General features: G+C 62.7%; 16 protein-coding genes. 13 read left to right on the top strand and 3 right to left on the bottom strand.

Features of this window, described 5'->3' with window-relative positions; all coding sequences use genetic code 11:
- Nucleotides 1-42 precede the first annotated feature (42 nt).
- From BT125_RS00315 to BT125_RS00330, 4 genes are read left to right on the top strand one after another with little or no spacing between them, the layout of a single operon-like run.
- Nucleotides 43-708 (top strand): RraA family protein, encoded by a 666-nt coding sequence (locus BT125_RS00315; RefSeq protein WP_072404267.1) that lies wholly within the window; start codon nt 43-45, stop codon nt 706-708.
- Nucleotides 708-1,370 (top strand): RraA family protein, encoded by a 663-nt coding sequence (locus BT125_RS00320; protein WP_072404269.1) that lies wholly within the window; start codon nt 708-710, stop codon nt 1,368-1,370. Before BT125_RS00315 ends, BT125_RS00320 begins: the two co-directional genes overlap by 1 nt.
- Nucleotides 1,370-2,008 (top strand): RraA family protein, encoded by a 639-nt coding sequence (locus BT125_RS00325; protein ID WP_072404271.1) that lies wholly within the window; start codon nt 1,370-1,372, stop codon nt 2,006-2,008. Before BT125_RS00320 ends, BT125_RS00325 begins: the two co-directional genes overlap by 1 nt.
- On the top strand, nt 2,005-3,219 hold the full coding sequence (locus BT125_RS00330) for a pyridoxal phosphate-dependent aminotransferase (protein ID WP_072404273.1): 1,215 nt from the start codon (nt 2,005-2,007) through the stop codon (nt 3,217-3,219). Before BT125_RS00325 ends, BT125_RS00330 begins: the two co-directional genes overlap by 4 nt.
- A 45-nt stretch (nt 3,220-3,264) precedes the next feature.
- Here the strand turns inward: BT125_RS00330 and BT125_RS00335 are convergent, their stop codons facing one another.
- A complete protein-coding gene (locus BT125_RS00335; protein WP_072404275.1) occupies nt 3,265-4,179 on the bottom strand; it encodes a LysR family transcriptional regulator in 915 nt (304 codons plus the stop codon).
- 123 nt (nt 4,180-4,302) lie between these two features.
- On the opposite strand from BT125_RS00335, the gene BT125_RS00340 reads away from it, so the two are divergent.
- Nucleotides 4,303-5,142, top strand: a complete 840-nt coding sequence (locus BT125_RS00340) for a pirin family protein (protein ID WP_072404277.1) — start codon at nt 4,303-4,305, stop codon at nt 5,140-5,142.
- A 49-nt stretch (nt 5,143-5,191) separates the two neighbouring features.
- Nucleotides 5,192-6,280 (top strand): alkene reductase, encoded by a 1,089-nt coding sequence (locus tag BT125_RS00345; protein ID WP_072404279.1) that lies wholly within the window; start codon nt 5,192-5,194, stop codon nt 6,278-6,280.
- 122 nt (nt 6,281-6,402) lie between these two features.
- On the opposite strand, the gene BT125_RS00350 is transcribed toward BT125_RS00345, so the two are convergent.
- The gene (locus tag BT125_RS00350) at nt 6,403-6,861 is read right to left on the bottom strand and encodes a metallophosphoesterase family protein (RefSeq protein ID WP_072404281.1); all 459 of its coding nucleotides are present in this window, start codon (nt 6,859-6,861) and stop codon (nt 6,403-6,405) included.
- Between the two features lie 125 nt (nt 6,862-6,986).
- Between BT125_RS00350 and BT125_RS00355 the strand changes: the two genes are divergently transcribed.
- The 3 genes from BT125_RS00355 (at nt 6,987) to BT125_RS00365 (ending at nt 12,717) form a co-directional block, all read left to right on the top strand.
- On the top strand, nt 6,987-8,555 hold the full coding sequence (locus BT125_RS00355) for a sensor domain-containing diguanylate cyclase (RefSeq protein WP_072404283.1): 1,569 nt from the start codon (nt 6,987-6,989) through the stop codon (nt 8,553-8,555).
- A 118-nt stretch (nt 8,556-8,673) separates the two neighbouring features.
- A complete protein-coding gene (locus BT125_RS00360; RefSeq protein ID WP_072404285.1) occupies nt 8,674-10,674 on the top strand; it encodes a peptidase U32 family protein in 2,001 nt (666 codons plus the stop codon).
- 303 nt (nt 10,675-10,977) lie between these two features.
- The gene (locus tag BT125_RS00365; protein WP_072404287.1) at nt 10,978-12,717 is read left to right on the top strand and encodes a dipeptidase; all 1,740 of its coding nucleotides are present in this window, start codon (nt 10,978-10,980) and stop codon (nt 12,715-12,717) included.
- Between the two features lie 160 nt (nt 12,718-12,877).
- Here the strand turns inward: BT125_RS00365 and BT125_RS00370 are convergent, their stop codons facing one another.
- Nucleotides 12,878-13,105, bottom strand: coding sequence for a DUF3079 domain-containing protein (locus tag BT125_RS00370; RefSeq protein ID WP_072404289.1), 228 nt, complete (start codon nt 13,103-13,105; stop codon nt 12,878-12,880).
- A gap of 203 nt (nt 13,106-13,308) precedes the next feature.
- Here BT125_RS00370 and BT125_RS00375 point away from each other — a divergent pair, with 203 nt between their 5' ends.
- The 4 genes from BT125_RS00375 to BT125_RS00390 are packed head-to-tail and all read left to right on the top strand — an operon-like array spanning nt 13,309 to nt 16,418.
- Nucleotides 13,309-13,839, top strand: a complete 531-nt coding sequence (locus BT125_RS00375; protein WP_072404291.1) for an iron transporter — start codon at nt 13,309-13,311, stop codon at nt 13,837-13,839.
- A 2-nt stretch (nt 13,840-13,841) separates the two neighbouring features.
- The gene (locus BT125_RS00380) at nt 13,842-14,186 is read left to right on the top strand and encodes a cupredoxin domain-containing protein (protein WP_072404293.1); all 345 of its coding nucleotides are present in this window, start codon (nt 13,842-13,844) and stop codon (nt 14,184-14,186) included.
- A 22-nt stretch (nt 14,187-14,208) separates the two neighbouring features.
- A complete protein-coding gene (locus tag BT125_RS00385) occupies nt 14,209-15,063 on the top strand; it encodes an FTR1 family iron permease (RefSeq protein WP_072404295.1) in 855 nt (284 codons plus the stop codon).
- Nucleotides 15,051-16,418, top strand: a complete 1,368-nt coding sequence (locus tag BT125_RS00390) for a 4Fe-4S binding protein (protein ID WP_072404297.1) — start codon at nt 15,051-15,053, stop codon at nt 16,416-16,418. Before BT125_RS00385 ends, BT125_RS00390 begins: the two co-directional genes overlap by 13 nt.
- The last annotated feature ends 67 nt before the right edge of the window (nt 16,419-16,485 follow it).

Genomic DNA, 16,485 nt, shown 5'->3' on the forward strand with positions numbered 1-16,485 from the left:
CTCCTCGACACTGGGCCCCTCCGCCACCTTAGGGGTTTGCCCATGAATGCTATGAGTTTGCTGGATCGCTTGGCGGCGCTGGACACCAACACGGTGTCCGACGCCCTGGATTTCCTCGGGTTGCCGGGAGCCACCGTTGGGCTGCGGCCATTATGGAATTGCCCGAAGATCGTCGGCCGCGCCAGCACCGTGCTGCTGGCCGTTAAATCCGACAACGTCCCCACGGTCCACCTGATCACCCCGGTGGTGGAGCAGATCGACAGCGATGATCGCGTCTTGGTGATCGCAGGTGGAATCGAAGGCATCTCGTGCTGGGGCGACATTCTGGCCAACGCCGCGGTCGCCAAGCAGGTGCGCGGTACGGTGATCGACGGCTTCAGCCGCGACATCGACGGCAGCGAAGCCATTGGCTATCCGGTGTTTGGCCGCGGCGTGACCATGGTCAGTGCCCGTAACCGCGTCATTCAAATCGACGCGGCAGTGACCATCCCCGTCGCTGGCGTCGATGTCAGCGAAAACGACTTTGTCATTGCCGACAACTGCGGGACCGTCTTCATACCCCAGACCCACATCGACAAGGTGCTCGATCTGGGCGAGCGCATCGCCCGCCGCCAGGACGGCATGGTCGAGGCGGTCCGCAGCGGTCGCTCGGTCGCCGAAGTGATGCATGACACCCAGTTCGAAGCCATCCGCGTGGAGCACGCCTGATGAACCTTGAAGATAAAAGCCTGGTCGCCTTGTTTGAAGGCCTGGACACCCCAGGCATCTCCGACGCACTGGACAAACTCGGCCTGCCCGGCCAATGCCTCGGCGTAACGCCCCTGGACAACTACAACCAAGTCATCGTTGGGCCGGCATTTACCGTGCAATACGTCTCGGCCAGCGTTCCGCCGGGCACGGTGGGCGACTTCATCGAAGACGTGGCTGCTGGCGACGTGGTGGTCATCGACAACGGCGGCCGCACCGACTGCACCGTGTGGGGCGACATCATGACCCAGTACGCAGGCTCGCGGCAGATCGCCGCCACCGTCATCGACGGTGTCTGCCGTGACGTGAACAAGGCCCTGGGTGACGGCTATCCGATCTTCAGCAAAGGCCGCTTCATGCGCACCGGCAAGGACCGCGTGCAGGTGCAGTCGGTGAACCAGCCAGTGTCCATCGGCACCGCCCGGGTCTGTGCCCGTGACATCGTGGTCGCCGACGCCAACGGCGTGGTGATCGTCCCCCGTGACCGGGCCGCGGAAGTGGCGGCCTGCGCCCGGAAGATCGAATCGGTCGAGGCCGACATCCGTGCCCTGATCGCCCAAGGCAAGACCTTGAAAGAAGCCCGCGCCGCACTGGGCTACCACAGCCTGCAGAGGAAAGTCTGATGACCACGCTCCTGTTCCCCAAGGATTTTCACGCCCGGGCCAAGGTTTTGGGCAGCTCGACCCTGTATGAAGCCTGCCACCAGCCTTGCGCGGTCGACAGCGCGATCCGCCCGGTCTGGGACGGTGCCTTCATCGCCGCACCCGCTTACCCACTGGAATGCTCGCCGGGTGACAACCTGGCCCTGCACCTGGCCATGGAACGCGTGCCCCGTGGCAGCGTGCTGGTCGTGGGCACCGGTAGCTTCATCGCCGGCTACTGGGGCGAAGTGCTCACCGTGGCGGCTGAAACAGCGGGCGTGGTCGGCCTGGTCATCGATGGTGGCGTGCGGGATATCGCGGCGCTGAAAAGACGCCGGTTCCCGGTATTTGCCCGAGGCATTTCGGTCAAAGGCACGGTCAAGGCCAGCGCGCCGTCGGTGGGCCAGCCGTTCAACTTCAACGGTGCCCTTGTTGCCCAAGGCGACCTGGTGGTGGCTGACGAAGACGGTGTGATCATCATTCCCAAGGCGGATGTCGCAAGAACCCTGGCCGAAGGCGAAGCCCGCGCCAACAAGGAAGCCCAGATGATGCAAGCGTTGACAGAAGGCCGCTCGACCTTGGAACTGATGAACCTGACCGAGTGGAGAACCCGCGCATGAGCGTCGACATCCAACGACTGAATCGGCGCCTGGCGCGTGCGCAACCCTCGGCGACCTATCGGATCATGGACCGGGTGGCCGAACGTCGCGCACAGGGGGCGAAAATCATTTCGCTGTGCGCCGGCGAGCCTGATTTCGATACGCCCAAGCACATTCGCAAGGCGGCGATCGAGGCCATCGAACAGGGTCACACCCGCTACACCCAGGTCGCCGGCGTACGGTCCCTGCGTGAAGCCGTGGCCGCCAAGTTCCGCCAGGAAAACGGCCTGGATGTCAGTTGGCAGGACACCCTGGTCTGCAACGGTGGCAAGCAAGTCATCTACAACGCCCTGGCCGCGACCCTTGACGAGGGGGACCAGGTCATTGTGCCGGCGCCCTATTGGGTCAGTTATCCGGAAATGGTCCAGCTCTGTGGCGGCGAGTCCCGGATTGTCACCTGCGATGCCGACAGCGGCTTCAAGTTGACGCCCACCGCGCTGGATGCGGCGATCACCCTGCAGACCCGCTGGTTGATCCTCAACTCGCCGTCCAACCCGACCGGTGCGGTGTATAGCCGCGAAGAACTGCAGGCCCTGGCCGACGTGTTGCTGAATCATCCTCACGTGCTGATCCTGGCGGACGACATCTACGAGCATTTGATCTTCGATGATCAGGTGTTCTATACCCTTGCCCAAGTCGAACCACGGCTGGCTTCGCGCACCCTGACCATGAACGGGGTTTCCAAGGCCTATGCCATGACGGGCTGGCGCATCGGGTTTGCCACCGGGCCACGCTGGCTGCTGGAGGCCATGGAAAAACTCCAAGGTCAGCAGACTTCGGGCGCCAGCTCAATCTCCCAACAAGCAGCCTTGGCTGCATTGGACGGCCCCAAGGGCTTCATTCGCGCAAGCCGTGCCGTGTTTCAGCGTCGTCGCGACTTGATGGTGGCGCTGCTGAATGCCACGCCGGGTCTTGCCTGCACAAGCCCGGGTGGAGCCTTCTATGCGTTCGCCTCCTGTGCCGGCTTGATCGGCCGGACCTCATCCGGAGGACGGGTGCTGCACACCGATGAAGATGTCGCTCACGCACTGCTCGATGAAGCGGACGTGGCAGTGGTACACGGCAGCGCGTTCGGTCTTGGCCCTTACATTCGCATTGCCTACGCCCTGGACGATGCGTCCCTGGGCCAGGCCTGCGAAGCGATTCGCGGATTCTGCGATGCACTTCGCTGAACCAGGATCAAGCGGTGGGCACAGACTCGGATCGTAATGGTCAGCTCAGTTCAACCGCGCCGGAAACGCCTTGAGCTCGAGCTTTTCCATCACCAGCCCAATGAACGCCGAGACCGCCAGCGGCAATTGGCGCCGGCTCGGATAAAGCACATTCAAGCCGAAGCCGATACGCTGGTATTGCGGCAGCACACGGACCAGTCTTCCGGCTTCCAGGTCCACGCGGCTCAGTGCCGAGGGCAGCACGGCGATGCCCAGGCCCGCCACGGCAGCCTTGCGCTGCGCTTGAGCGGTGTTAGCGTTGAAGCGGCTGGGAACCTGCACCTCCTGCTCGGCACCGTCTGGGCCAATGAGCCGCCAGTGACTCAAGCCGCTGGGATGGGCGAAGCTCACGCTGTCGTGGTGAGCCAGGTCCTGCAGCGAAGTCGGCGCACCGCGCTTGGCAATGTAAGCGGGACTGGCAACCATGCCGTCACCGTCGTTCTTGATGAGTTGGCGCCCGACATAACCGGAGTCCTGTAGCGGACCGCCGCGAAAGGCCACATCGATGCGGTCGGCAATCAGGTCGACACGGGCATCGCTGAGCACGAAATCAAGCTGCACCCGAGGATGCGCGGCGAGGAAGTCCGCCACCCATTGCATCGGGAAAAAGTCGAAGAAGTCCGCCATCGCCGCGATACGCACCCGTCCACTGGGCTCGTCACTGCCCTTCATCAATTCCTGCCCCGCCTCGGTCAGCCCGTCCACAGCACCGACGCAGCGTTCATAGAACCCCTGCCCCACCTGAGTCAACGTGAGTTTGCGAGTGGAGCGTTGCAACAGTCGCTTCCCCAATTGCGCCTCCAACTGCTGGACCCGCCGGCTCACGGTATTGGAAGGCATGCCCAACCGCCTGGCGGCTTCGGCAAAGCTGCCACTGCGCACCACCTGGACAAACAGTGCGACGTCGTTCAGATCGAGCATCAGGCCGACATTCCTTCATTTTTTGGATGAGTTCAATCCGATTATATCGACTAATCAATCTATTTCCAGGCACTTATCCTTCTCCCATCGAGGCCACCAACGCTCCAGAATCCGAGGTAACCCATGAACAGCATCGTCGCAGCACCACCGCGCACCATCGTCCACCGCACCCGGGGCAACCGCCACGGGCCGATCACGCGCCTCATGAGTCCGGGCGACCTCGGCCAACTCTGCAAGCCCTTTGTGTTTCTCGACCTCTTCGCCTTCAAGGCCGACGGCATGAACAGAGGTTTCGGCATGCATCCGCATTCCGGGATCGCGACGCTGACCTACATGATCGAAGGTCAGGTGGCCTACGAAGACACCACCGGCCAATCGGGTGTACTGCCCAGCGGTGGCATGGAGTGGATGCAAGCCGGTAACGGCGTATGGCACGACGCCCGGCCGGTCGGCAGCTCGTCGATCCATGGCTTCCAGCTTTGGGTCGCGCTACCGGCCGCTGAAGAAAACGCTCCAGCCCACAGCGTCTACCTGGCACCCGCCGATATCCCCCAGGAAGGCCCGGCGCGGGTGTTGCTCGGCCAACATGGCGCGGCTCGCAGCAGCGTTGCAGCCCCGGCGGGCATGAACTACTTGGCTGTGCAATTGAAAGATCAGGAACGCTGGCGCTATACGCCACCGGCTGGGCACACCGTTACTTGGCTGGCGGTCAACGACGGCAGCCTCGACGCCGGCGGCCGCGTCAATGCCGGGGAAATGGTGGTCTTCGAAGAGTCCGGCGCAGCCATCGACATCGTTGCTCGGGGCGCGACCTCCTTCGTGCTCGGCTCGGCGGTCAAGCATCCCCACGACCTGGTGATGGGTTATTACTCCGTGCACACCAGCGAGGCAGCCCTGGAAAAAGGCGAGCGAGAAATCCAGCGCATCGGCGCCCTTTTGCAGCAAGAGGGTCGGTTGGCCTGACCGACCCTCGACTCAATACCTGTCCATCCCCATTCCTTAGAGGTGCATCATGACTGACATCGGTCTCGATCTTCTGCTGTCCCGTGCCCAACTTGGCAAGCTGTCCCTGAAAAACCGCATGATCATGGCGCCGATGACCCGCAGTCGCGCAGGAGCAGGCGATGCGGCCACGGCGCTGATGGCCGAGTACTACAGCCAACGCGCCAGCGCCGGCCTGATCATCAGCGAAGGCTCCCAGGTGTCCGCCCAGGGCAAGGGTTATCTGAGAACACCGGGGATTTTTACCCCCGAACAAATCGCCGGCTGGAAACACGTGACCGACGCGGTTCACGCCAAAGACGGACAGATGTTCCTGCAGCTGTGGCACGTGGGCCGGCTCTCCCACCCGTTGGTGCAAGTCAATGGCGCCCAGCCCGTAGCCCCTTCGGCAATCAAGGCCGACGGCGAGATCTACACCCCTGAAGGCCTCAAGCCTTATGAACTGCCAAGGGCGTTGGACCTCGATGAGATCCCCGGCGTGGTTGCTGATTTTCGCCAGGCCGCCGTCAACGCGAAACTGGCCGGGTTCGACGGCGTGGAGATCCATGGCGCCAACGGCTACCTGATCGATCAGTTCCTACGCGACGGCACCAACCAACGTACCGATGCCTACGGCGGCCCGATCGAAAACCGCACGCGCTTTCTCAAGGAGGTGGTCGAGTCAGTGATTGAAATCTTTGGTGCCAGCCGTGTGGGTGTTCGCCTGTCGCCGATCTTCAGCTATTTCTCGATGAGCGACAGCAACCCCCAGGCGACTTTCGACTACGCCGCCAGGATGCTCAGCCGTTATGGCCTGGCTTACCTGCACATCGTGGAACTGGGTGAAGGCCCGTTTGACTTCCAGGAACTCAAGCGCCGCTTTGGCGGGCCGTACATCGCCAACGGCGGCTACAGCGCCGAACGCGCGGCCACGGCCATCAGCCGCGGCGACGCGGACCTGGTCGCGTTCGGGACGCCGTTCCTGGCCAACCCGGATCTGGTGGAGCGTTTCAAGCAAGGCCTGGCATTGAACGCGCCTGACGCGGCTACGTTCTATCAGGGCGAAGAACGCGGCTATACGGATTATCCAACCCTGGTCGAGGCTCAAGTGGCGCGGTAAGCGCCGAGGGATGTACCGCCCTCATCGCGAGCAAGCTCGCTCCCACACTGGATCTTCAGCGGGCCCGAAATGTGTGCTCGACACCGATTCCCCTGTGGGAGCGAACTTGCTCGCGATAGCGGTCATTCCACTAATTGAACGATCCGCGGCTCGATCGCGCCGGCCTCCACCTCAACCAGCGCTAGCGTCACCGGCAACTTGAACCGTCGCCGGCCGGCGCTGCCGGGGTTGAGGTAGAGCCGCTCGCCACGCCACTCGATCAGCGGTTTATGGGAATGGCCGGTGATCACCAGCCTCACGCCTGGGTCGAGTGGCGCCGGCACATCCGCGATGTCATGGACCAGCAGCACCGGCCATCCCCCCAAGTCGAATTGCAGGCAATCGGCAAGGTGCCCTGCCCACTCGGCCTGCAGATCGTTGTTTCCGCGCACCACGTGCAGTTCGCCGATGGATGCCAGGACGTCGAGGATTTCCGGGCTGCCGATATCACCGGCATGAATGATCCGCTCACAGCCTTGCAGCGCGGCAAGCGCTTCAGGACGCAGCAGGCCGTGGGTATCGGAAATGACGCCGACTTTCATGAAACCTTTCTCCAATCGTGTGCCGCCGCTTGTACCTGCCTCGTCGCAGTCAGCTAACATGCTGAATTCGAATAGGATAGGCTGCGCCGTGAAAGGTGCAGACCCGTCGTGGAAAGGATACGTCAATGCTCGGACGCAAGCAGCCAGAGCCCAATATAGAAAGCCCCGATGAGGCCTTCTCTCCCCAGACCGCCCAGGCCGGAGCGGCGTTGCGGCTCACCGTGAGCTTCATGCTGGTGGTGGTTTTGGCCTTCCTGGCCGTCGAAGGCTGGCGGACGTGGCGCGACTATCGTGCCGCTTTTGCATCTGCCCGGGATTCAGTGACGAATCTGGCGCGGGCAACGGCTCAGCACGCCGAAGACACCATCCGACAAGTGGATGTGGTCACCGCCGCCCTCGCCGAACGGGTGGAGGGCGATGGCCTGCAGAACATGGACATCCCCCGCATCCATAAGCTATTGGTGCAGCAGGCCGCCATCATGCCGCAACTGCACGGGTTGTTTATTTATGGCCCGGACGGCCAATGGCTGGTGACGGACAAGGAAGTGATCCCGGAAATGGCGAACAACGCCGACCGCGACTACTTCCAATACCACCGCACCCACGAGGATCAAGGCGTGCGCATCGGTGACGTCGTCAAGAGCCGTTCCACCAACGACCTGATCATTCCCATTTCCCGCCGCCTGAACAACCCCGATGGCTCGTTTGCCGGCGTATTGCTGGGGACCGTGAAGGTCAGTTATTTCGTCGACTACTACGGCGACTTCAAAATCGATGGAAAAGGCGCGCTGGTCCTGGCCAAGCGCAGCGGAACGATCCTGGTCCGGCGCCCCTTCGTCGCTTCGGTGATTGGCAAGAGCCTGGTTAACAGCGTGATTTTCAGGGAACATTTACCCACTTCCAACCAGGGGGTTGCCGAAGCCAAGGCCGTCGTCGACGACACCGAGCGCCTGTACGGCTACCGGGCCCTGACCACTTACCCGCTGGTGGTGGAAGCCGGCTTGTCCCGCGAATCGATCATCGCGCCCTGGCGCCGCGACCTGTTCAAGACCGGTTTGGTGCTGGTTTTCCTGATCGCGATACTGGTGGGCTTCGGGCTCATCGTGTTGAGCCAGCTGCGCTACCGCATGGCCATGGAGAAGCAGATTCGCAGCGCCCACCAGGCCATGCGCGACATGGCCCTGACCGACAGCCTGACCGGGCTGGGCAACCGCAGGCGGCTGGACATTGCCCTGGCCGATGAGATCCGCCTGGCCAGGCGCCAGGGTTCGTCCTTGGCCCTGATCATGCTCGACGTCGATTACTTCAAGCGTTTCAACGACAAGTACGGCCATGCTGCCGGGGACGATTGCCTGCGGGCGATTGCAACCGCGCTCAGGCAGACCATCAAACGGCCGGGCGACCTGGCGGTCCGCTATGGCGGTGAAGAGTTCACCGTGCTGCTGCCAAACACCGACAGCGTCGGCGCCACCAAGGTCGTGCAGCAAATCCTCGAAGCGGTCAGGGCCTTGAACATTGAACATGGCGACCATCCCTTGGGCATCGTGACCATCAGCGCGGGCGTCACCACCTGCCAGCCGAGCGGCGAGGACGTCACCCCAGCCATGTTGATCAGGGGCGCCGATGCCTTCTTGTACCTGGCCAAGAACACCGGGCGAAACCGCTGGTGCAGCGCCGACTCGACGCCGGCGTGAACCCCGCGGGAGCGCCGCGCATCGGTCAGGACCGTGCAAAACCAAGTCCACAGGTGCCGACGAGGCGCCTGGCGGCTACAATGCGCGCTTCGACCGTGACCAGCCTGACTAAAAACAAATGTCCTTGCCCAAACATCATCTGGAATTGCTCAGCCCCGCCCGCGACGTGACCATCGCCCGCGAGGCCATCCTGCATGGCGCCGACGCCGTGTACATCGGTGGCCCGAGTTTCGGCGCGCGTCACAACGCCTGCAACGAGGTGGGCGATATTGCCCGGCTGGTGGAGTTCGCCCACCGCTACCACGCCCGTGTGTTCACGACCATCAACACCATCCTGCACGACAATGAACTGGAGCCGGCCCGCCAGCTGATCCACCAGTTGTACGATGCCGGCGTCGATGCGTTGATCGTCCAGGACCTGGGGGTGATGGAGCTGGATATCCCGCCCATCGAGTTGCACGCCAGCACCCAGACCGACATCCGCACCCTGGCCCGGGCAAAGTTTCTCGACCAGGCCGGTTTCTCGCAACTGGTCCTGGCCCGTGAGCTGAACCTGCAGGAAATCCGTGCCATCGCCGACGAGACCGAGGCGGCCATCGAGTTCTTCATCCACGGTGCGCTGTGCGTGGCGTTTTCCGGCCAGTGCAACATCTCCCATGCCCAGAACGGCCGCAGCGCCAACCGTGGCGACTGCTCCCAGGCCTGTCGCCTGCCCTACACCCTCAAGGATGACCAGGGTCGGGTGGTCGCCTATGAAAAACACCTGCTGTCGATGAAAGACAACAACCAGAGCGCCAACATCCGTGCCCTGGTCGAAGCCGGCGTGCGTTCGTTCAAGATCGAAGGGCGCTACAAGGACATGGGCTATGTGAAGAACATCACCGCCTATTACCGCCAGCGCCTGGACGATGTCCTCGAAGACCGCCCGGACCTGGCCCGTGCGTCCAGCGGCCGTACCGCACACTTCTTCGTCCCCGACCCGGACAAGACCTTCCACCGTGGCAGCACCGACTATTTCGTCAGCGAGCGCAAGATCGACATCGGCGCCTTTGATTCGCCAACCTTTACCGGCGTGCCGGTGGGCGTGGTGGAAAAAGTCGGCAAGCGCGACCTGCAAGTGGTGACCTTCGATCCGCTGTCCAACGGCGACGGTCTCAATGTGCTGGTCAAGCGCGAAGTCGTCGGTTTCCGCGCCAACATCGCCGAGCCCAAGGGTGAATTCGAAGAGGACGGCCAGAAGCGCTACCGCTACCGCGTCGAGCCCAACGAAATGCCGGCCGGCATGTACCAGTTGCGCCCCAACCACCCGTTGAGCCGCAACCTGGATCACAACTGGCAGCAAGCGTTGCTCAAGACCTCCTCCGAGCGCCGGGTCGGCCTGGCCTGGGTCGCGCACCTGCGCGAAGAGCGCCTGGAACTGACCGCCACCAGTGAGGAAGGCATCAGCGCCAACGTCGCCCTGGACGGGCCGTTCGGCCTGGCCAACAAGCCGGAACAGGCCCTGGAGCAACTGCACGACCTGCTCGGCCAACTGGGCACCACCGAATACCACGCCACCGCCATCGAGCTGGACGCGCCCCAGGCGTTCTTCATCCCCAACTCGCAGCTCAAGGCGTTGCGCCGCGAAGCCATCGAAACCCTGACCGCCGCCCGCATCGAAGCCCACCCACGCGGTGGCCGCAAGGCCGAGACCAACCCGCCCCCGGTGTACCCGGAGTCGCACCTGTCGTTCCTGGCCAACGTCTACAACCAGAAGGCCCGGGACTTCTATCATCGCCACGGGGTCAAGCTGATCGATGCGGCGTTCGAGGCCCACGAGGAAACCGGTGAAGTGCCGGTAATGATCACCAAGCACTGCCTGCGCTTCTCGTTCAACCTCTGCCCCAAGCAGGCCAAGGGTGTCACCGGCGTGCGCACCAAGGTCGCGCCGATGCAACTGATACATGGCGATGAAGTGCTGACGTTGAAATTCGACTGCAAACCCTGCGAGATGCATGTGGTCGGCAAGATCAAGGGGCACATCCTTGACCTGCCATTGCCCGGCAGCACGGCGCAACCCGTGGTGGGTCATATCAGCCCTGAAGACCTGCTCAAGACGATTCCTCGCGCACCGCACTGAGTCCGCAAGGCCTGGTGCCCGCGCAGATCCCTGTGGGAGCGGGCTTGCTCGCGAAGGCGGTGTGACAGTCGACATCAATGTAACTGACCCACCGCCTTCGCGAGCAAGCCCGCTCCCACACTGGATCTGCGGTGGAGGAATGGCCGAAGTATCCCACCGCCACTTTTCATTTCTGCGCCGTTTTCGCTTTTCCGGGCGACAAATGCTGTTCAAGGGCTCCCCCGCCGCGGGTTCATGGTGTTAGGTTGTAAGTGATTGCTTCATCACACGACACTTCTCCCCTGCAAAGGAATGCCTGCCACCATGAACTTCCCGTTCAAGCGTCTTGCCGTCGCCACCCTCATGCTGTCCAGCCTGTCGTCATTCGCGATGTCGGCCAACGCTAATATCACCGCACAACAAAGCGCGACCTTCGTCAAAACCTTCTCCGACACCTCCGTCACCGATTTCCGGCAGTTCCTCGCAGAAGTAGCCAAAAGCGACCTCGCCAAAACCGCGAACCTCGGCCCGGCCATCAGCGCCTTCCAGGCCAACAAAACCCTGTCGGCTGAACAACAGAACGAAATCCATCGCCTGCTGGGCCTCTACGCCCGAGTGAAATACGGCACAGCCGCCACCGAGACGCTGAAGGAACTGGTCGCCATCCCGACCTTTCGCAAGGACGGTGTAGCCCAGCACGAGAATCCGGAATTCCTCAAGATCGCCGACAAGATCAAAAGCCTGGCCGAGGCGTTCAAGCTGAACTTCCGCAACATCGACAACCGCGTCTATGAGATTTCCCTCGAAGGCAGCGGTGACGAAGTCGTCGGTATCCATGCCCATGCCGACGTGGTGCCGGTCACGCCACAAAACTGGGTGTTGAAAGACGGCACCCGCCTCGATCCGTTCAAGGTCACCCTGGTGGGCGACCGCATGTATGGCCGGGGTACCGAGGACGACAAGAACGGCATCGTCGTGGCGCTCTACGCCATGAAGATCATCAAGGAAGAAAAGCTGCCACTGGCGCGCAACTTCAAGCTGCTGGTCGACACCACCGAAGAAACCACCGGCGACGCCATTCCCTACTATTTCGAACGCAACCCGACGCCCAACTACAACCTGGCGCTGGATGGCGGCTACCCGGTGGTGATTGCCGAGAAGGGCTACGGCACCGTCATGGCGAACTTCGCCCGGCGTACCCCACAGGGCAAGGGCGCGCAAATCACCGCATTGACCGGCGGCCTGGCGACCAATCAGATCCCGTCGACGTCCGTGGCCACCTTTGCCACCGACAACCCTGCCGAACTGGCCGCCGATCTGCTCAAGGCCGCCACCGACTATGCCAAGCGCAACGGCGGCAATTTCGAAGTGGGCACCCAGGTCGTCGGCAAGGACGTGCAACTGACCTTCACCGGCGTATCCGCCCACTCCTCCGAGCCCGAGTCAGGCGTCAACCCGGTCGCGCGGATGCTGGACTTCATCAATGGCCTGGACGGCAAGGTCGCGCTCAAGCACAACCATATCACCGACGCCGCCCGCTACGCCGCCGACAACTGGGGCCTGGATTATCTGGGCAGCAAACTGGGAATTGGCTTTTCCGATGCCTTCATGGGCCCGCTGACCGCGTCCCTGACGTTCGTCGGGATGGATGAGAAGACCTTCAAGCTTGCGGTCAACCTGCGGGTACCGGTTGGCAAGCCCACCGAAGCGATCAAGACTGACATTGCCGATAAATTGGCCGCCTGGAGCAAGAAATCCCACGTCGCCGTGGCCTTCGATTACTCCATCGACGAGCCGATGTACCGCAACCCCGAGGGTGAATGGGTCAAGGCGCTGTTGGCCGTGGCCAGTGAGAACCTGGGCATGGAACACAAATACGGCACCTCCGCCGGCGCCACGTCGGTGCATGACCTGCCCAACGGCGTGCAATTCGGCCTGGCGATGCCCGACGTCAAGTACACCGGCCACAATGACAACGAGTTCAAGACGGTGGAGCAGTTCCTGCTGGACTTGCAGATCGTGACCGAGATGATGGGGCGGATCGGGCAGTTGCCGAAGTTGTGATTGTCCGAGCCACACCGTTCACTTGAAGCTTGCTTGCCCCTGAGGCTTGCTTGGTTCCTGTGGCGAGGGAGCTTGCTCCCGCTGGGTCGCGCAGCGGTCCCAAGATTTTGCGGGCGCTGCGCACCCGAGCGGGAGCAAGCTCCCTCGCCACAGAGTTGCTTCATTCCTTCATGTAAGTGGCGCTGGGATCGATGACCTTGGCGGTAATGTCGACCAGCTCCAGCCCCCAATCCCCATGCAGGTACCAATCGTCCCCAATCATCTCGGCCGGATGCATGGTTCGATCGGCACCGTTGCCACAGGCCAACGCAGTGGTCGGACAGTAACGATCACAGCCCCAGCAAATACGCTCAGGATGTTTGGGACTGATGGGAAAAGGCTTTGCCATGGCGACCCCGCATAACAGATGGGTGTGCCCGTACCCTACCGCGTCGGGACAGCGCCACCCTTGATCCCGATCAAGAACAGCCGCGCGCGAGCAACAAATGCTCCCCGAGCAAAATTTCACGCTGAAAATTGACAAGAATCATTATTATTCGCAGCGAAGCTTCCTAGACTCGGCGCCATCATTTAGCCAACCAGGAAGTCATCATGCGCCCCGTTGCTCCGTTGTCCCTCGCCCTGCTGTTGCTCGCACCGCTGGCCCAGGCCAAGGAATACCCCATCGGCGAACCGCAACTGTGCCCGGGGCTGGAAGTCGGTGCGGTGTACCTGCAACCGATCGAAATGGCCCCCGCCGGCATGATGCGCACCACCGCAGATTCGGATGTGCACCTGGAAGCCGACATCCGCGCCACGGCGGACAACCAGCAAGGCTTTCAGGAAGGCAGTTTCGTACCCTATCTCAACGTGTCGTTCCAGTTGAAGAAACAAGGCAACGACACCGAGCTCAAGGGCGACTTTCACGCCATGGTCGCCAATGACGGGCCGCACTACGGCGACAACGTCAAGCTGCTCGGCCCTGGCAAATACCAATTGACCTTCACCGTCCTGCCGCCGGGTGGCCACGGGTCCCTCGGTCGTCATACCGACAGGGAGACCGGCGTGGCGCCATGGTTCGAACGCTGCGAGCTGCATTACGAATTCGTCTACGCCGGGATCGGTAAAAAAGGCGGGTACTGAACATGCGCCGCCGCCCCTGGTCGTCATGCCTGGCCTGGCTGATGCTGGCCGGTCTGCTGCTGCCGTCGCTCGCCCAGGCCGAACTGCCCACCTATGAGTTGAGCATGCGCGACGGGCATTTCACGCCGCCGCAGCTGGAAGTGCCGGCCGGGCAACGCTTCAAGATCGTGCTGAAGAATGTCGGCCAGGGCCCGGCGGAATTCGAAAGCACGCCATTGCGCGTCGAAAAAGTGCTCTCGCCCGGCGTCACGACCTTCGTGGTCATCCATCCGCTGCGCCCCGGGCACTATCCGTTTTTCGATGAATTCAACCCGCAACTGCCCGAGGGCGGGATTCTCGCCCAATGATCGGCCTGCAGGAGGCATTTGCATGACTCAGTCGATGTTTATTGTCTGGCGCGAAAGCGTCGAGGCGTTGTTGGTGATCGGTATCCTCCAGGCCTGGGTCAGCCGGCAACAACAGGCCAGCCATCTGTTGCGGTACCTATGGAGCGGCGCACTGCTCGGCTTGCTGTTGTCGGGCGTATTGGCCGGTTTGATCCTGCTGGCCGGCGAAGCCATGAGCGGCAGCGCCAATGAATGGTTCCAGGCTTCGCTGGCGTTGATCGCGAGTCTGTTGATCGTGCAAATGGTCGGCTGGATGCATCGCAACGCGGGGACACTGAAGCAGGACCTGTCGCGCCAAGCCGACCAGCGCCTGAACCGCCAGGGTGGCCTGGGCCTGATGGTGCTGGCGTTACTGGCGGTCAGCCGCGAAGGCAGTGAAACCGTGGTCTTCCTGTACGGCGTCGGCGCCCGCTTGCAAGGGCCGTCGCTGGGCCTGTTCGCCGTGGGTGCAATCGCTGGCCTGGTGCTGGCGCTGTTGACCGTTTCCTTGCTCCACGGCAGTCGTCGGTTCATCTCCTGGCCGCGTTTCTTCGCCATCAGCGAAGCGATCCTGCTGCTGTTGGGCGCCGCGTTGCTGGTCAGCGGCATCGAGCGGGTCGGCGGGCAGTTGCTCGCGATGGATTGGCCCGAGCCGGTGTACCGTGGCATTGGCGATGCACTGTGGAACAGCAGCGCGATACTGGACGACGGCCATGGCCTGGGCGGTTTCCTCGCCGACTTCGCCGGGTATCGCGCCAGTCCTAGCGCGCTGACCTTGCTGGTGTGGCTTGGCTATTGGCTGGCCGTCGCAGGATGGTTGCGGACACCCAAGGCGCAGAACCTGCCATGCCCCACCTGACCCCCTGGCTCCAGCGCCTGGGCGACGGCATGCGGCGCCACGGCGCGACCATTCGTGCCGTGCAATGGGCGGTGGTGCTGTTCTACGCGGTGCTGCTGGTGATACCCGCCCTGTTGCCATTGCCCGGCAGTCAGGCGCACCTGTTCGACAACCTCACGCTGCTGGCGCAGTTTTTGTTCTGGGGCCTGTGGTGGCCGTTCGTATTGCTCTCGATCGTGCTGTTCGGTCGGCTCTGGTGCGGCGTGCTGTGCCCCGAAGGCGCCTTGAGTGAATGGGCCAGTCGCTACGGCAAGGGCCTGGGTGTGCCAAGAAGCGTGCGCTGGGCCGGCTGGCCGACCCTGGCGTTCTGCCTGACGACGATTTATGGCCAACTCATCAGCGTCTACGACTACGCCGAGGCGGCGCTGCTGATCCTGGGTGGCTCGACTGTCGCGGCAGTGATCGTTGGCCTGCTGTTCGCCCGTGGCAAGCGAGTGTGGTGCCGTTATCTGTGCCCGGTCAGTGGCGTCTTCTCCCTCCTCGCCCGCCTGGCTCCGGTGCACTTTCAGGTGGACGAACAACGCTGGCTGGAAAACCCGGCACCCCGGCGCCCTGCCCCCAACTGCGCGCCACTGCTGGACATCCGCCGCCTACGCGGGGCCGCCAATTGCCACGCCTGCGGGCGCTGCAGCGGCCAGCGCGACGCGGTAAAGCTGATTGCCCGCTCCAGCAATGAAGAAATCCTTCAAGCGACGGCCAACACGCTTTCGCCCTGGGATGCCCGCTTGCTGCTGTTCGGCGTCATCGGCCTGGCCATGGGCGCCTTTCAATGGACCGTCAGCCCCTGGTTCATCGCCCTGAAGCAGGCACTGGCGCAATGGCTGGTGGCACACGACGTGCTCTGGCCGCTACAAGACAACGCGCCCTGGTGGTTGCTGACGCACTACCCGCAACTCAACGACAGCTTCAGCTGGCTCGATGGCTTTTGCATCGTCGGCTACCTGGGCATGAGTGCCCTGTTGCTGGGGACTTCGCTGATGCTGCTGATGCGCCTGGCGGCACGACTCGCGGGCGATTGCGCACAGTATTGGCCCTTGGCCATCACCCTGACGCCCCTTGGTGGTGCAGGCCTGTTCCTCGGTCTGTCGTCCACCACCGTCAAATTGCTGCGCTATGAAGGGCTGTTGCTGGAATGGGTGCAGCCGGCTCGAGCCGGGTTGTTGGCGGCGGCGATGACCTGGAGCCTGTGGCTGGGCTGGAAGCGCCTGGCGCAGACAACTGCATCGCCCGTTCGGCGACTGGCCGCCATGGCCTGCCTGATAGTGGCCAGCGGTTGGGTGGGTTATGGGTGGTGGTTGCAGTTTTGGGGGTGGTGACACACTAAATCCTGTGGGAGCGAGCTTGCTCGCGATGACGTCGGCACAGCCAACATCGCTGCAGCTG

Source organism: Pseudomonas sp. NFACC04-2, from assembly GCF_900119265.1.
GTDB classification, from domain to species: Bacteria; Pseudomonadota; Gammaproteobacteria; order Pseudomonadales; family Pseudomonadaceae; genus Aquipseudomonas; species Aquipseudomonas fluorescens_AA.

What these genes read in the sequence shown, in the direction of transcription:
- BT125_RS00315 (WP_072404267.1), top strand. Translation starts at nt 43, where the DNA reads ATGAATGCTATGAGTTTGCTGGATCGCTTGGCGGCGCTGGACACCAAC.
- BT125_RS00320 (WP_072404269.1), top strand. Translation starts at nt 708, where the DNA reads ATGAACCTTGAAGATAAAAGCCTGGTCGCCTTGTTTGAAGGCCTGGAC.
- BT125_RS00325 (WP_072404271.1), top strand. Translation starts at nt 1,370, where the DNA reads ATGACCACGCTCCTGTTCCCCAAGGATTTTCACGCCCGGGCCAAGGTT.
- BT125_RS00330 (WP_072404273.1), top strand. Translation starts at nt 2,005, where the DNA reads ATGAGCGTCGACATCCAACGACTGAATCGGCGCCTGGCGCGTGCGCAA.
- BT125_RS00335 (WP_072404275.1), bottom strand. Translation starts at nt 4,179, where the DNA reads ATGCTCGATCTGAACGACGTCGCACTGTTTGTCCAGGTGGTGCGCAGT.
- BT125_RS00340 (WP_072404277.1), top strand. Translation starts at nt 4,303, where the DNA reads ATGAACAGCATCGTCGCAGCACCACCGCGCACCATCGTCCACCGCACC.
- BT125_RS00345 (WP_072404279.1), top strand. Translation starts at nt 5,192, where the DNA reads ATGACTGACATCGGTCTCGATCTTCTGCTGTCCCGTGCCCAACTTGGC.
- BT125_RS00350 (WP_072404281.1), bottom strand. Translation starts at nt 6,861, where the DNA reads ATGAAAGTCGGCGTCATTTCCGATACCCACGGCCTGCTGCGTCCTGAA.
- BT125_RS00355 (WP_072404283.1), top strand. Translation starts at nt 6,987, where the DNA reads ATGCTCGGACGCAAGCAGCCAGAGCCCAATATAGAAAGCCCCGATGAG.
- BT125_RS00360 (WP_072404285.1), top strand. Translation starts at nt 8,674, where the DNA reads ATGTCCTTGCCCAAACATCATCTGGAATTGCTCAGCCCCGCCCGCGAC.
- BT125_RS00365 (WP_072404287.1), top strand. Translation starts at nt 10,978, where the DNA reads ATGAACTTCCCGTTCAAGCGTCTTGCCGTCGCCACCCTCATGCTGTCC.
- BT125_RS00370 (WP_072404289.1), bottom strand. Translation starts at nt 13,105, where the DNA reads ATGGCAAAGCCTTTTCCCATCAGTCCCAAACATCCTGAGCGTATTTGC.
- BT125_RS00375 (WP_072404291.1), top strand. Translation starts at nt 13,309, where the DNA reads ATGCGCCCCGTTGCTCCGTTGTCCCTCGCCCTGCTGTTGCTCGCACCG.
- BT125_RS00380 (WP_072404293.1), top strand. Translation starts at nt 13,842, where the DNA reads ATGCGCCGCCGCCCCTGGTCGTCATGCCTGGCCTGGCTGATGCTGGCC.
- BT125_RS00385 (WP_072404295.1), top strand. Translation starts at nt 14,209, where the DNA reads ATGACTCAGTCGATGTTTATTGTCTGGCGCGAAAGCGTCGAGGCGTTG.
- BT125_RS00390 (WP_072404297.1), top strand. Translation starts at nt 15,051, where the DNA reads ATGCCCCACCTGACCCCCTGGCTCCAGCGCCTGGGCGACGGCATGCGG.